The organism is Achromobacter semiaridum (assembly GCF_053543755.1).
This window is the reverse complement of sequence record NZ_JBLVOL010000136.1, coordinates 24,710-39,804: the sequence shown is the minus strand read 5'-3', so window position 1 is coordinate 39,804 and position 15,095 is coordinate 24,710. Positions and strand designations below refer to the sequence as shown.

13 protein-coding genes and 1 pseudogene are annotated in these 15,095 nt (G+C 65.3%); 6 read left to right on the top strand and 8 right to left on the bottom strand.

Annotated features, from left to right (window positions below):
• The first annotated feature begins 41 nt into the window (after positions 1–41).
• Positions 42–2,528, top strand: a complete 2,487-nt coding sequence (locus ACNPP0_RS28280) for a mechanosensitive ion channel family protein (protein WP_448707756.1) — start codon at positions 42–44, stop codon at positions 2,526–2,528.
• Here the strand turns inward: ACNPP0_RS28280 and ACNPP0_RS28275 are convergent.
• Positions 2,525–3,697 (bottom strand): M20 aminoacylase family protein, encoded by a 1,173-nt coding sequence (locus tag ACNPP0_RS28275; protein WP_448707755.1) that lies wholly within the window; start codon positions 3,695–3,697, stop codon positions 2,525–2,527. The genes ACNPP0_RS28280 and ACNPP0_RS28275 overlap by 4 nt on opposite strands.
• Positions 3,698–3,871: 174 nt before the next feature.
• On the opposite strand from ACNPP0_RS28275, the gene ACNPP0_RS28270 reads away from it, so the two are divergent.
• Both ACNPP0_RS28270 and ACNPP0_RS28265 read left to right on the top strand, forming a co-directional pair.
• On the top strand, positions 3,872–4,795 hold the full coding sequence (locus ACNPP0_RS28270; protein ID WP_332609871.1) for a LysR family transcriptional regulator: 924 nt from the start codon (positions 3,872–3,874) through the stop codon (positions 4,793–4,795).
• Between the two features lie 209 nt (positions 4,796–5,004).
• Positions 5,005–5,991, top strand: a complete 987-nt coding sequence (locus ACNPP0_RS28265) for a Bug family tripartite tricarboxylate transporter substrate binding protein (RefSeq protein ID WP_332609869.1) — start codon at positions 5,005–5,007, stop codon at positions 5,989–5,991.
• Here ACNPP0_RS28265 and ACNPP0_RS28260 read toward each other — a convergent pair.
• Entirely contained in the window at positions 5,978–6,448 is a 471-nt protein-coding gene (locus tag ACNPP0_RS28260) for an Lrp/AsnC family transcriptional regulator (RefSeq protein WP_332609868.1), read from the bottom strand. The two genes, ACNPP0_RS28265 and ACNPP0_RS28260, sit on opposite strands and share 14 nt — an antisense overlap.
• A gap of 277 nt (positions 6,449–6,725) precedes the next feature.
• Between ACNPP0_RS28260 and ACNPP0_RS28255 the strand changes: the two genes are divergently transcribed.
• Entirely contained in the window at positions 6,726–7,370 is a 645-nt protein-coding gene (locus ACNPP0_RS28255) for a LysE family translocator (protein WP_332609867.1), read from the top strand.
• 57 nt (positions 7,371–7,427) lie between these two features.
• The gene (locus ACNPP0_RS28250) at positions 7,428–8,333 is read left to right on the top strand and encodes an EamA family transporter (RefSeq protein WP_448707754.1); all 906 of its coding nucleotides are present in this window, start codon (positions 7,428–7,430) and stop codon (positions 8,331–8,333) included.
• A gap of 26 nt (positions 8,334–8,359) precedes the next feature.
• Here the strand turns inward: ACNPP0_RS28250 and ACNPP0_RS28245 are convergent, their stop codons facing one another.
• From ACNPP0_RS28245 to relB, 5 genes and pseudogenes are all read right to left on the bottom strand, one after another.
• Complete coding sequence (locus ACNPP0_RS28245; RefSeq protein WP_448707753.1) at positions 8,360–9,352, bottom strand: Bug family tripartite tricarboxylate transporter substrate binding protein; 993 nt, start codon at positions 9,350–9,352, stop codon at positions 8,360–8,362.
• 141 nt (positions 9,353–9,493) lie between these two features.
• Positions 9,494–10,279, bottom strand: a complete 786-nt coding sequence (gene otnI, locus ACNPP0_RS28240) for a 2-oxo-tetronate isomerase (RefSeq protein ID WP_448707752.1) — start codon at positions 10,277–10,279, stop codon at positions 9,494–9,496.
• Positions 10,280–10,411: 132 nt separating this feature from the next.
• The gene (locus tag ACNPP0_RS28235; protein ID WP_448707770.1) at positions 10,412–12,421 is read right to left on the bottom strand and encodes a TonB-dependent receptor domain-containing protein; all 2,010 of its coding nucleotides are present in this window, start codon (positions 12,419–12,421) and stop codon (positions 10,412–10,414) included.
• Between the two features lie 212 nt (positions 12,422–12,633).
• Positions 12,634–12,921: pseudogene (locus ACNPP0_RS28230) on the bottom strand (type II toxin-antitoxin system RelE/ParE family toxin).
• Positions 12,908–13,207, bottom strand: a complete 300-nt coding sequence (gene relB / locus ACNPP0_RS28225; protein ID WP_332609862.1) for a type II toxin-antitoxin system RelB family antitoxin — start codon at positions 13,205–13,207, stop codon at positions 12,908–12,910. The pseudogene ACNPP0_RS28230 and the gene relB overlap by 14 nt, the downstream one beginning before the upstream one ends.
• A 223-nt stretch (positions 13,208–13,430) precedes the next feature.
• Between relB and ACNPP0_RS28220 the strand changes: the two genes are divergently transcribed.
• Positions 13,431–13,910, top strand: a complete 480-nt coding sequence (locus tag ACNPP0_RS28220) for a VOC family protein (RefSeq protein ID WP_448707751.1) — start codon at positions 13,431–13,433, stop codon at positions 13,908–13,910.
• A gap of 63 nt (positions 13,911–13,973) precedes the next feature.
• On the opposite strand, the gene ACNPP0_RS28215 is transcribed toward ACNPP0_RS28220, so the two are convergent.
• Positions 13,974–15,023, bottom strand: coding sequence for an ABC transporter substrate-binding protein (locus tag ACNPP0_RS28215; protein ID WP_448707750.1), 1,050 nt, complete (start codon positions 15,021–15,023; stop codon positions 13,974–13,976).
• Positions 15,024–15,095 lie beyond the last annotated feature (72 nt).

Genomic DNA, 15,095 nt, shown 5'->3' with positions numbered 1-15,095 from the left:
GGATTGCCCCCCGCCTCGCAGCATCCCCACGGAGTCGCGACATGCGCGTCCGAGCCAGAGTCCTCAAGTACCTGTTCGGATGTTCCCTAGGCTTGCTGGCCTTGGCCGCCGCCCGCGTGGCGGTCGCCGACCCGCCTTCCCCATCCCCACCTGCCCCACCCGCCGCCATCCAGATGGCGGACATTCCCCTGCGGGCCGATAGCGACACCCGCTATGCCGAAGGGGTGATGCAGCGCGTAGCGGTGGCCGACCCCGACGCCACGCTGGGTCCCGCGCTTGAAGCCATCGGCAAATCCGCCGACGAGAAACTCTACGAGTTCCAGCCTGCCCAACTGCGCACGCTGCCCATCATGCGCGTGGAAAGCCTGGAGCGGCATTGGGTCTTTGACGCCAACCGGCTGGCGCGCTGGCAGACAGAGCTGCGCCAAGCCACCGCCTGGTACGCCAGCGACGCCGCCGAACTGCTGCGTCGCCGCGCCGCGTGGCAAGCCATCAAGGATTCTTCCTCGGCCGCCGGGCTGCCGCCGGCGTTGGCCGACCGGGTGGATGCCGTCCAGGCACAGCTGACGGCGGCGGCGCAGGCCTTGTCCGGCCCGCTATCGCGCCAGGCCCAGCTTGAGCAGCGCGCCAACGCCATCGAAGAACGCATCAAGGCGGGCCAGCGCGCGGTCAGTGATGCCATCAACGATATCGACGCGCGGCTGATGCGCATCGATTCGCCGCCACTCTGGGATGCAGGCAGGACGCAGGACGCGGGCGAAGACACGCTGGCCCTGCTGCGCACCGGCCTGGACATCGAAGTGCGCTTTGCGCGCGACTACGGCGCGGCCGGCAGCGGCAACCAGCGCGCGCTGCATGTGCTGCAACTGTTGCTGCTGCCGCTGCTGCTGTGGCTAGCCAGAAAAAGCCGGGACGCCATCCGCGCGGGCGTCATGAGCGAGACCGCCGCCGGCGTGTTGGGCCGCCCCTGGTCCACCTGGTTGCTGCTGTCGATGCTGGGCGTGCTGGCGCTGGAGCCCGACGCGCCCCTGATGGTGCAGCAGGTAGCGCTGGTGCTGGCCGCCGCGCCGGTGCTGCGCCTGCTGCCGCCTTCGGCGCGCCGCCAGCTGGACCAGTGGCCGCACGTGATCACCGCGCTGTTCCTGGCCGAGCGCCTGGGCTTTCTGTTCCTGGCCAACACGCTGTTCTACCGCCTGTCCACCGTGGCGCTGACCGCGCTGGCGCTGGCCGCCATCCTGTGGCTGCTGCGCCGCACGCGCGACCAGGTTCACCCCGCCGCCTCGGTCCGGCTGGCCGCTATCTTGCGCGCCATCGCGTGGGGCGCCGCGGCCTTGCTCTGCGTATCACTGGTGGCGAACGTGTTCGGCAACGTGTCGCTGGCGGAAATGCTGACCAGCGCGGTGATCGGCTGCGGCTACTTCGGGCTGGTGCTGTACGCCGGCGTGACGGTCATCATCACCCTGCTGCAATTGCTGCTGACCCGGCAAGGCATCTCGCGCTTCCGGCTGGCGCGCGAACACGCGCCGCCGCTGGTGCAGTTGCTGATCCGCCTCTTGACCGCAACGGCCGCCGTGGGCTGGGCGGTCTACGCGATGGACCGCTTTCGCATCCTGCGCGCCACGTATGCCTACGCGACCGAAGTGCTGTCCTACACGCTGACCATCGGTGAAATCACCATCAGCCTGGGCAATGTGCTGCTGTTTTTTATTTCGGTGATCATCGCTTTCTGGGCCGCGCGCACCATTCGCCTGATCCTGCGCGACGAAGTGCTGACCCGCATGGCCTTGCCGCGTGGCGTGGGCAACAGCGTTGCGTCGCTGTCGTACTACCTGGTGCTGCTGCTGGGCCTGGGCATTGCGCTGTCGGCGGCGGGCTTCCAGACCAGCCAGCTGACCATCGTGTTTGGCGCGCTGGGCGTGGGCATCGGCTTCGGCTTGCAAGGCGTGGTGAACAACTTCGTATCGGGCCTGATCCTGATGTTCGAACGGCCGATCCAACCGGGCGATGTGGTCGAGATCAGCGGCACGTCCGGCCAGGTGCGCGACATCGGCATGCGCGCCACGCGCATCAAGACATTCGAAGGCGCCGACGTGATCGTGCCCAACGGCACGCTGCTGGCGGACAAGCTGACCAACTGGACCATGCTGGACCGCAGCCGCCGCATCGAAGCCGGCATCGGCCTGGCCTACGGCACCGACCCTCGCCAGGCGATCGCGCTGCTTGATGCCGTCGCCCGCGACACACCCGGCATCGTCGCCGACCCGGCGCCCACGGTACTGTTCATGGGCATCGGCAGCAGCACGCTGGACTTCAGCGTGCGCGCGTGGACGTATGACTTCGACCGCTGGATCGACATCCGCAGCGACCTGTTGACGCGCATGTACGACGCGCTGCGCCAGGCCGGCATCGAAATCGCCTTCCCGCAGCGCGATCTGCATCTGCGCACGGTGTCGGAGGAAGCGGGCGCGGCGTTGGTGCGCGGGTGCGCGCCCGTCGCATCGGCGGCGCCGCGGCCCCCGGCGCCTTAGACCGGCATCGCCGCTTTCACCAGTTCCACCCAGTAGTGCGCGCCCAGCGGCAGAATGTCGTCATTGAAATCGTAATAAGGGTTGTGCACGGGCGGATTCTCCACGCCTGGACGCCCGGCGCCGACAAACACATACGCGCCCGGGCGCTGTTGCAGCATGTACGCAAAATCCTCCGAGCCCATGCGTGGCGTGCAAGCCGCATCGACCTTGTCCGCGCCCACCACGCGGGCCGCCGCGTGGACCGCCAGCCCCACCTCGGTTTCCGTATTCACGCACGCCGGATAGCCGCGAAACATTTGCACATCGATACCGGCGCCGGTACTCACCGCCACGCCCGCGCACACTTCGCGCAGGCGGCGCTCGGCAAGGTCGCGCGTGGCCGCGGTCAGCGTGCGGCAACTGCCGCGCAACATGACGCTGTTGGGCACCACGTTCCAGGTATCGCCGGCATGAATCTGGGTGATGCTTAGCGCCAATGCATCGGTGGGCTTCACATTGCGGCTGACGATGGCCTGCATGGCGGTAACCAGCTGGGCGGCCGCCACGATGGGATCAATGCCGTGCTCGGGTTGCGCGGCGTGGCAGCCCTTGCCGGTGATGTTGATTTCATAGGTGTCGCAGTTCGCCATCACCGTGCCCACCCGCGTGGACACGGTGCCGAACGGCAGATTGGGCGAGTTGTGCAGCGCGTACACCGCGTCGCAGGGGAAAAGGTCGAACAAGCCGTCCTGCACCATGGCCAGTCCACCGCCCGCGTGTTCCTCGGCCGGCTGGAAGATCAGGTGCAGCGTGCCGCGCCAGCCCGGGTCGGCGGCCAGGTGATGCGCTGCGCCAAGCAGCATGGCCGTATGCCCGTCATGGCCGCAGCCGTGCATCTTGCCGGCAATGGTGGAACGGTGCGACGCGTCGCCCAATTCCTGCATGTCCAGCGCATCCATGTCGGCGCGCAGCCCGATCACAGGCCCCGTGCCCCGCGCCAGCGTGCCCACCACGCCGGTCTTGCCCAGCCCCCGATGCACCACGGCGCCCGCGCGCTCGAGTTCGCGCGCCACCACGTCGGCCGTGCGGAATTCACAGAAGGCGGTTTCGGGATGGGCGTGCAGGTCGCGACGCCATACGCGCATATTGCGCAGCAGTTCCGGGCTGATGGGCGATGGGACGTTAGCCATGTTGCGGTCTCTCCGTAGACAAGCTTGGGGGAAATACGGCTATCGACTATAGACAGGCGCGGGTACAAAGCCGATAGCAATGATCGCGCCTTATCGATGCGGTTTTTGCAACGATCCCGCCTGGCCGACTACGCGGGGTACGTCTTTCCTGGAAGCCCGTCATGGAAATCAATCATGGATGATGTCCTGGAGTTCAAACGGACGCTCTGCTTGCTGCAGGTCATAGAAACCGGCACATTGCGCGCCGCCGCCGATCAGCTCAATACCGACCCGTCGGCCATCAGCCGCGCCATTGCCAGGCTAGAGGCAGACACCGGGTTGACGCTGCTGGAACGCCGTGGGCGCGGCGTCGTACCCACCGACGCCGGGCGCCTGGTGGCGCTCTTCGCGCGCCGCCAGCAGGACCTGAACGAATCCTTCCAGGCCGAAGTCAACAATCTGAAAAGCGCGACGCGTGGCCATGTGGAACTGGCGCTGGGCGAGGGCTTTGTCGACATGGTGCTGGAGCCCGTGCTGCTGTCCTTCGTGCGCAAGCACCCCGACATCACCTACAGCATCCATGTGGCGGGCACCAACGAGACGGTGCGCTGCCTGGTGGAAGAGCGCGTGCAGATTGCGCTGGCCTTCCAGCCGCCCAACGATGTGCGCTTGCGGTCGCACTATTCGCGCGCCGCGCCGATGCGCGTGCACGTGCACAAAGACCATCCGCTGGCGCGGTCGCGCCGGGCGTTGCGGCTGTCGGATCTGGCGCCCTACGGCTGGGCCGCCATGGACGAGTCGTTTGGCGTGCGACAACACATCCAGGCGGCCGAGCTGGACGAAAACGTCAAGCTCAAGCCCGCGCTGCTGACCAATTCCTTCAAGATCCTGTGGGAGTTCGCCAGCCAGGGGCTGGGCTATGTGGTGAACCCGCTGTCCGTGCCGCTCAAGGGCGCGCAGTTCCGCCAGATGGTGTCGCTGCCGCTGGCCAACCCCATCCTGAACAACAGCCGCACGCACGTCATCAGCCTGGCCGGCCGGCATCTGCCGCCTGCCACGGCCAGCATGCTGCGCCACATCCTGAAGACCTTTCCCGCCTTGGAGTCCCGCCGCGCCTGAGCTGGCCGCGCCTGAGCTGGCCGCGCCTGAGCTGGCCGCGCCTGATACCGGGCCGGCCGCGCCTGGGCCGGCCACGTCCATCGATGCAGAAATCACAATGATCCGACCTTCCGCCCGTCATTGATGCGAACAATCGCCGCTGCCTAGACTGCATACGGCAGACCGGACAACCGGCTGCGCGCCAACAGAAATGACAAGGGAGATGCAGCATGCGTTGGAATCTACCGGCCCGGATGGCCGCCGTTTGCCTTGCCGCTTGTGCCATGACGCCGCTGGCCCACGCGGACTACCCGGCCAAGAAGCCGTTGAGCCTGGTGGTGCCGTATCCGGCAGGCGGCGCCAGCGATGCGTCGGCGCGCCAGTTTGGCGTACATATCGCCCACGCACTCGGGCAACAGGTGGTGGTGGAAAACGTGGGCGGCGGTGCGGGCATGCTGGGCGCGCGCCGCGTGTTGACCAGCGCGCCGGACGGCTACACGTTTTTGCACGGGTCGCCCAACGAGGTCATCCTCAGCCCGTTCCTGAACGCCGCCGCGCATTACAAGCCCGAAGACTTCCGGCTGACGCAGCCCATCAGCGAAGCCACCATCGTGCTGCTCGCGCGCGCGGACCTGCCGGTCAATACCGTGGATGAATTCATCGCCTACGCCAAGCGGCCGGGCGCCAGCCCCCTGACCTTCGGCAGCGTGGGCGTCGGCTCGCTGTACCACATCATGACGGAATACCTGGGCCGGCGCGTGGGCGCGGAATTCCTGCACGTGCCCTATCGCGGCGCGGCGCCCGCGCTGCAAGACCTGATCGGACGCCAGGTTGATTTCGCGGTACTGCCCTACCAGCAAGCAATGGAGGGCATGGCCGCGCAACAGCAGTTGAAGATCCTGACCAGCTTTTCGGACACGCTGCCCGCTCCGCTGGCCAAGCTGCCGCTGATATCGCAAAGCAAGACCATCCCCGACTTCGTCTACACGATCGCGGGCGGTTACTACGTGCGTCAGGACACGCCCGCCGCCGAAGTGGACACCCTGCGCCGTGCCGTGGGCTATGCGCTGGAACAGCCCGACCTGCGCGCCCGGATGGAAGCCGAGGGGCGCCGCTTACTGGCGCCGATGAGCCAGCCCGACGCCGATGCCTACGCCAGCGCGCAGGTCGCCAAGTACCGCCAGATGATCCAGACGCTGGGCCTCAAGCCGATGTAGCCAGCGGCACCGTCAACGTGTTCTTCACCTGGTTCATCACCACCAGGGTGGAAAAGCGCTTCACGTTGGGGTTGCCCCAGAGCTGACGCTGGGCGAAGGCGTCGTATTCCGCCATGTCCGTCATGGTCAAGGTCAGCACGAAGTCGACTTCGCCCGTTACCGCCAGGCATTGCATGACCTCGGGCGCGCCCTGCATGGCGCGCTTGAACAGGTCCAGCTTGTCGGCACGCTCGCTTTCCAGCGACACCAGCACCACCATCATGATGGCGCGCCCCACCGCGGCCGGGTCCACCACGGAGACGTCGGCCGTCACCACTTTCGATTCGCGCAGCCGCTTCATGCGGCGCAGGCACGACACGGGCGACAGGTTCACGCGTTCGGCAACGTCCTGACTGGTGCGCTGGTTGTCCTCCTGCAAGCTTTGCAGGATCTGGAGATCAAAATCGTCTAGTTCCATGAGGGTCTCGGAACGCGGGGGTGGTCGGAACGCGGGTGGCGGCTTGGGCTGGCGGGGCGGATGGCGACCGGTCGGCGACCGCACAGCGGCCGGGTTCGGGTTAAGTCGGGGCTTGCGAGAGATTCTAATCCCGGGCGCGAACAGGTCCGGCCCCAATTCGACGGGAAACTTCATTTGGCAGCCGCCGGACGCAGGAAAAAATCAGCGGGCGTGCGTACACTGAGAGCCCTCCGCCCGGGCGCCCCGCCGTGGGGCATGCCAACCAGCCGCCGTCGCAATGCCGTCGCTCCAGCTTTTTCTGCTTTTTCTTGCCGCCGACGCGGCGCTTAAACTCACGCCCGGCCCGGACATGGCGTTGACGCTGTCGCGCGGCATGACGCAGGGGTTTCGCCCGGCTTTCCATAGCGTGCTGGGAAACGTGGCGGCCGGCTTCATCCAGGTTCCCGCCGTGGTGCTGGGCCTGGCGTCGGTGCTGCAAGCGTTTCCGACAGTGTTCGTGGCCATCAAGGCGGCGGGCGGTCTGTACCTGGGCTATCTGGGCATCAAGGCAATGGTCCGCTGCGCGCAGGCCGCCGACGTGTCCTTGTCGGCGCGGCCGGGCGATGCGCGCGATGCGTTCTGGCAGGGCTTCATGACCAATCTGCTGAACCCGAAGGTGCTGCTGTTCATGATCGCCTTCCTGCCACAGTTCACCTCGCCGGAGAACGGCCCCGTGTGGGTGCAGATGCTGGTGCTGGGTATCACCATGAAAGTACTCAGCCTGCCTTACGGCAGTTGCTTTGCCTATGGCGCGTCGCGCATTCGCGGCTGGGTCGGGCGCAACCCGTGGTTCCTGCGCATGCAGCAAGGCTTGCTGGGCGCCGTGATGCTGGGGCTGGCGCTGTATGTGCTTTACTCCACGGCCGCCACGCTGGCGCCTTGAACCTTCGTTTTTCGTTGCGCGTCCGCGCGTTCCTGCATTGAGCGTTACCTAGCACCCATGACCGCCGCCACCTTGAACACCGGGCACAACGCCTCGGGCTCGACCCTGCTTCCCACCCTGTCGCTGATCGGCGCGATGGCGTCGCTGTGCATCGGCACGTCGTTCGCCAAGTCCCTGTTTCCCCAAGTGGGCGCGCAGGGCACGACCGCCTATCGCATCGTTATCGGCGCCATCATCCTGATTGCGTTCTGGCGCCCGTGGCGCTTTGCGCTGACCCGGCAAAACGCCGCCAAGATCGCGCTGTATGGCGTGACGCTGGCCTGCATGAACCTGCTGTTCTACATGGCGCTACGCACGTTGCCGCTGGGCATCGCCATTGCCATCGAATTCACCGGCCCGCTGACATTGGCCGTGCTGATGTCGCGGCGTGCGATCGATTTTGTGTGGATCGGATGCGCGCTGGCGGGGCTGGTGCTGTTGATTCCCACCGGCCAGTCGCTGCACGATCTGGACCCTGCCGGCATCGCCTACGCATTGGCCGCCGCCGTGTGCTGGGCGCTGTACATCGTGTTTGGCAAGATGGCCGGCAACGTGCATGGCGGCCAGGCGACGTCGCTGGGCTTGCTGGCGGCCACGATGGTGGCCTTGCCCGTGGGCGTCGCGCATGCCGGCATGGCCTTGCTGGACCCCAAGCTGATCCTGGCCGGCATCGGCGTGGGCATTTTGTCCAGCGCGCTGCCCTACTCGTTGGAAATGATCGCGCTGCGGCGCCTGCCGCAAAAGACGTTTGGCGTGCTGCTCAGCATGGAGCCCGCCATGGGCGCGTTGGCCGGCGTGATCGTGCTGAACGAACATTTGTCGCAAACCCAATGGCTGGCGATTGCCGGCATCGTCATCGCGTCGGCGGGTTGCGCGGCCACGGCGCAGCGCGGCAAGAAGCGCCGCGCTGCGGTGCGCGACTAAGCGCCCCGGACGCGACTGATTCCGCGCTAGTCGGCCGAAATGCCCTTGTGCCGGATCACCGCGCCCCAGCGTTCGTTTTCCGCGCGCGCATAGTCGGCAAAGGCGTGCGGCGTGCTGCCCGTGGGTTCCATGCCTTGCAGCGTCAACTGTTTGACCACGTCTGGCGACTTCAACGCGGCGACGATGGCCTGGCTGAGCTTATCGACGATGGGCGCGGGCGTGCCAGCCGGCGCCCCCCCCCCTTGCCAGGCTGCCGCCTCGAACGTGTGCCCGCCCACTTCCGCAAAAGTCGGCACGTCGGGTAACTGGGCTGACCGCTGCGCGGCCGGCCCCGCGATGGCGCGCAGCTTGCCGGCCTGGATCAACGGCCGCGCGGCGGCCAGGTCGGCCATCATCATCGGCACCACGCCCGACGCGACATCCTGCAAAGCGGGTGGCGTGCCCTTGTACGGGATTGCGGTGGCGCGCCCACCGATGGATTCCAGGAACAACTCCATGGCCAGGTGATGCGGGCTGCCGACGCCCAACGACGCATAGCTGCCCGGCTTGTCGCTGCGCAGGTAGCGCATGACGGCGGGCATGTCGGACAGGTCGGACGCGGGCGATGTGACCAGCACAATGGGCAGGGACACCAACGTGGACACCGGCGTCAGGTTGCGGGCGGGATCGTAGGGGAGGTTTTTGTATAGCCAGGGGTTCAAGGCCAGCGTGCTCATGCCCGCGGTCATCAAGGTGTAGCCGTCGGGCGCGGCGCGCGCGGTCTCTTGCGCGGCGACAATGGTGGCGGCACCCGGCCGGTTCTCGACCACGACCGTCTGCCCCAGCGATTCGCCCACATGCCTGGCAACGATGCGCGTGGCGATATCGCTGCCACCGCCCGCACTGAACGGCACCAGCCAACGGATGGGATGATCGGGGAATTCGCCCGCCAAGGCGGCGGTGCATGCAAGGCTGAACCATGCAGCGGCGCTGGTAAACGCCACGGCCCGCCACGTGCGCGGCAAGATACTTGTCGTCATGTCCCGGCCTCCTCGACCCTGGCTCTCGTTTATTTTAATTAACATATTAACTATTTTTTTCACGACTGCAAGCCCGAGGTTTCGGGGGGCCATTCAAGGTGAAATGAGGCGCAAAAGAAAGGGACGGGGACTGCGCGGCGATCAGCCGCGCGCCGCGTTCAACCAACGCAAGCCTGCCGACGTATGCCCCGCCGGCCGGTACTCGCAGCCGATCCAGCCGCTGTAGCGCAGTTCGCGCAGCACGTTGAAAACCCAGCCGTAATCGAGTTCGCCGCGATCCGGTTCGTGGCGGTGCGGCACGCCGGCGATCTGCACGTGGCCCACGCGGCCGGTCGGCAGATATTCGTGCAGTTTGGTGGTGACGTCGCCTTCGACGATCTGGCAGTGGTACAGGTCCATCTGCACCTTCAGGTTCGGGGCGTTCACGGCTTGCACGATGGCGTGGGCCTCGTCCTGACGGTTCAGGATGTAGCCCGGGATGTCGCGTGTGTTGATGGGTTCGATCAGCAACGTGACGCCCGCCGATCGCGCTTGGCGCGCCGCCCAATTCAGATTCTCGCGGTAGCAATCCAATAGCGATTCGCGCGCCACGCCGTCGGGAGCCAAACCGGCCATGACGTGCACGTTCGAACAAGACAGCGTCGTCGCATACGACAAGGCCTGTTCGATTCCCGCCTGGAATTCCGCCTGCCGGCCCGGCAACGCCGCCAGGCCGCGTTCACCGCGCGCGGTCACGCCCGGCGGTGCATTGAACAGCACTTGCGACACGCCCACCGCGTCCATCCGTTCCCGCACGACGGCGGCGGGTTCGGCGTACGGAAACATGCATTCGACGCCCGTGAATCCATCCGACGCGGCGGCGGCATAACGGTCCAGGAATGGATATTCCTGATACATCATCGATAGGTTGGCGGCGAATTTCAGCATGGCGGGTCTTTGGGATTCCGGGCGGGAATTCCGGCAACTTAGCACACCGCCAGCCGGTTTCGTGCAATCGATTTGCACACGGGGATCACGCCAGGCGATGCGCGCGATCCGCGTGTGTTGTGACGCAGTGCATCAATACGTCATGCGCACGCCCAGCATCACGCTGCGGCCCGGCAGCGGCGCAACCGAAGAAATGAACGAGGCGTGGTTGTAGGCCAGCTTGTTCAACAGGTTGGTGCCGCGTACATACACTTCGTAGCCGGCGTCGCCATAGCGGCCACGATAGGCCACTACCGCGTTCACCATGTTGTAGCCCGGCGTGCTGTCTTCGTACGACGCAATGTCCTTCTGCGAGAACACGCGTGCGTATTCCACGCCGCCCGACCACTGATCCCACTTCACGTTGCCGCGCACGCCGGCGCGCGCCGCCGGAATGCGAGGCAGATTGCCGTCGCCGCCCGTCAGCTTGCCACGCACGTAGTCGCCGAACACGGCGGCCGAGAACACGGGCGTGAACTGGTGCCGCAGCTCGCCTTCCACGCCGGTGAATTCCGCATCGCGTTGCGTGTACTCGATCAGGCGAAAGTCTTCGTAGCGGTCCAGCGTGTTGGCATAGATGTAGTTCTTGACGCGGTTGTGGAACACGCTGGCGGAAAACGTGGTGTCGCCGGCATGCTTGCGCAAGGTCAGGTCGATGTTGTGCGACGTTTCGCGGCCCAGGTCCGCGTTGCCCAGTTCATACGTATTGGTGGCAAGGTGAACGCCATCGGCGTACAGCTCTTGGGCGTTGGGCAAGCGTTGCGAGCGCGACAAGGACAGTGCTACGGAATACTGCGGCGCAAAATCCCAGATGGCGGCGGCCGACAAGGACGTGCCGGACAGGCTGCTGCGCGACGCGCCGCCTTCGGGCGAGATGCGTTGCCAGTCCTGCCGCGCGCCCACTTCAAAGCGCCAATCGTTCAGCTGGTATTCCTCAAGCACGAACAAGCCGTTGGATCGGGTGCGACTGCGCGGCAGGAAGGCTTCTTCGCCCTCGGCGCTGAAGTCGCTATAGGCGTTTTGCATGCCGATCACGCCGCGCCAGCCGGCGATGGGCTTGTGCTGCAATTCCACGCGCAGGTCATAGCCCTTGTTCTTGAAACGCGTGCCGACTTCGCCGCCTTCGATCTCGTCGTGCTGATAGTCCGTCAAGCCACCGCGCACACGGATTTTCTCGAAGCCGGCGAAGGGGTCCTGATATTCGGCGCGCAGGTCCAGGCGGTTGCTGCGCAGCTTCACGTACGGCACGCCGCCATGTTCGTGATCGTGATCGTGGCCTTCTTCTTCGTGGTCATGATCGTCGTGGCCGCCGCAATGCAGATGCGTGCCGTGCGGGTGGCAGCCTTCGTATTCATGGTTGTGGCCAGGCAGGCCGTACTTGCTTTCCAGATGCGTGAACGCCAGGCCGACATAGCCGCGCGGCGTAATCCACGACATGCCGACGGAGCCTTGCGCGGATTCGCTGTACGAGCCTTCCAGCTTGCCGCCCGGCCAGTCGGGCACGTCGTAATCGCTGGTGCGGCGCTTCATGCCTTCCACGCGCACGGCAAACTGGCCCTCGCCCGCGGTGATGCCGACGGCGCCCGAACGTTCTTTCGTGCCTGTCGCGCCGCGCAGCTCGGCTTCGGCTTCGATGCCTTTTTCCGGCACGGCCGTCGGCACTTTCTTGTCCACCACGTTGACCACGCCGCCGATCGCACCGCCACCGTACAGCAACGTGGCCGGCCCGCGCAGCACTTCGATGCGCTCGGCCAGCAGCGGTTCCACGGTAACGGCGTGATCCGGCGAAATGCTGGACGCGTCCATCACTTCGGATCCATCGGACAACACCTTCACGCGCGGCGCGGTCTGGCCCCGAATCACGGGACGGCTGGCGCCGCCGCCAAACGTATCGCTGTTCACGCCGGGCAGGTTCTTCAGCGTTTCGCCCAACGTACCGGTGCGCTGTTCAATCAACGCATCGCCTTCCAGCACGGACGCCGGCAGCGTGGTGCTGTTCAGGTCCAGACCCAGCGGATTGGCCGACACGGTAATGGGCGCCAACGTCTTGGCGCGGCTGACGTCCGCATCGCTCTCGGCCTGCGCCACCGGCGCGATCAGCATCAACGAACACACCAACGGTTTCAGGCTTCCCCGACGCGGCGCGCGCGCCTCTGCTGCCACCTGGCTTACCTTCTTGAACCCCAGCTTCTTGCCTTTCATCTACGTTCTCTCGGATGTTATATCATTACAAACGGCGGACGAATGATATAACATTTCAGAATCAATGCGATGAAGTTTTGGGGGGCGGTCGCGAATAGCGCGACGCAGCGATGTCAGGCGCGATCCAGCGGCCACCGCTGTGCGGCGTGCAGGACGCGCAAAATTGTCACAGCGCGTGAGGACTCCGCGTAAACCACCAGGTAGTTGGGCTTCACCACCATCTCCCTGGTTCCAGCGACCCGCCCCGCGCGATAAAGCCGTGGACGCCGGCGCAATTTGGCCACCTACTGCTCAATCTCATCAAGCAAGCGAAGCGCAGCCGCCGGGCTGTCGTCCGAAATGTATTCAACAATCGCCAGCAGGTCTTCGCGAGCCGCCTGGCGCCATTCAAGAACCGGCACGATGCTTCTTTTTGCCGATCAAGGCACGCGCCTCGGCCATCACCTCCTGGTGGGAAACCGCTGGACGCGTATCGACGAGTGCCTCCTGGACCTTTGCGCGAAACCACGCATCGTAGCTCTTGGCATCAACCGCCAGCCCGGCAGGCAAACCGCCCTCTTTTGCCACCCTGGTCAGCAGGATGCGCACCGCATCCGAGATCGTCAACCCGACATTGGCGAGTTTTTTCGCCGCTTCGGCCTTGAGCTCTTCGTCTACACGAACATGCAACATGGACGTCGGTGCCATGGCGAGTCTCCGGTAAAGAAGCGGCCATTATGTATCTCAATTGAGATACGCAAAAATCCGGTTTGAATCGCCCCGTGAATCTGACAGTTGAAACGGTATTTAGCGACCGCCAATCCTGCCCTGCGACCGAGTATTCTCGACATCACGAGACCCTACACGCGATGCGCGCCGGTTGTTCGGACGCCAGGCGTCAACGGGTTCTCATCCCACCAGGAGACCCCCGATGATTCCCAAGAACACCATTTGCCTTTGGTTCGACGGCGCCGCGCTGGAGGCGGCGCGGTTCTATGCGCAGACGTTTCCCGATAGTTCGGTCGACGCGGTGCATCATGCGCCGTCCGATTACCCGTCGGGCAAGGAAGGCGAAGTGCTGACTGTGCAGTTCACCGTGATGGGCATCCCGTGCCTGGGCCTGAATGGCGGGCCGGCGTTTCAGCACAACGAGTCGTTTTCGTTTCAGGTGGCGACCGACGACCAGGAAGAAACCGACCGCTATTGGAATGCCATCGTCGGCAACGGCGGGCGGGAAAGCGAGTGCGGCTGGTGCCAGGACAAGTGGGGCTTGTCCTGGCAGATCACGCCGCGGGTGTTGACCGAGGCCTACACGGGCCCGGACCGCGCCGCCGCCAAGCGCGTATTCGAGGCGATGATGACGATGAGCAAGATCGACGTCGCGCGGATCGAAGCGGCGCGGCGGGGATGAGTGCGGCGGGCGGGGCGACGGGCGAGGCGGGTGCCCGGCCCGGCCGTCAAATCATCCACCCCATCAACCGGCCTTGAATTCCTTGTTCCAGAATTCCAGGATGTCGGCCTTGCGCTCGGTCAGGCCCTTCAGGTCGTACGCGTGCAGCAGCTTCACCTCGGCATCGGTGAACCCGACGCGCTTCAGGTTTTCCGGCAGCGTCGCGTTGGTCACCGTAGGCGCGTAACCCATTTTTTCGGCGAAACCGATCTGGCCTTGCGGGTCCAGCATGGCGTTCAGGTATTCCCAGGCCGCGTCCTTGTTGCGGCTGTTCTTGGCCACGCCCGCTTCAAACGACACCGGCACCGAGCCTTCCTTCGGGATCACGAAACCCAGCGGCAGGCCGCTGTCCTTCCACTGCAATGCGCGCGCCTTCCACATGCAGGCGATGGCGATTTCGCCGGACTTGAACGCGGACGCCACCGCCTCGTTGGACGGATAGATGCGCGGCGCGTTGGGCTTGAGCTTGGCCAGGAAGCGCTTGCCGCCGTCAAACGTCTTGGTGTCGCCACCCGCGCCCAAGCCAACAAAGACCGCGTTGTACAGGTACAGGATGTCCGAGAAGCCCACCTGCCCTTTCCACTTCGGGTCCAGCAGCACTTGCAGGGAATCCGGCGGCGTGGCGAATTTTTCGGTGTTGTACACCAGGGTCATCGCGCTGAAAATGTGCGGGATCGAATACGGCGTTTTCAGCGCGGCAATGGCGTGCGCCAGGTTCGGCAGCTTCTTGACGTCGATGGGCTCCAGCGTGCCGGAACGTTCGGCGTCATACATATCGACTTCGCCCAGCAGGGCCACGTCCATGCTGCCGCGCCGCGAGTTCTTTTCCGCGCGCAGCTTGGTCACGCGGCCCACGGCGTTGCCGGTGTCGTACACCACCTTCACGCCTTGCTTGTCGACGATGGGGTTGATGATCTGCTGCAACAGGTTTTGGTAGTCGCCGCCCCACGTGCCCACGACCAGGTCTTTTTCGGCGGCGTGCGCCATGCCGGGCACCCAGCCCAACGCGGGGGCCAGGGCCAGGCCGGAGGCGGTCTTGATGAAGCCACGGCGAGTCAGGTTTTTCTCTTGCATAACAACCTCGTATCGAAGGGGAACTGACGACTTGCTACGGTGGCGCGCAAGCGGCTGTGCCCGCCCGTGCGC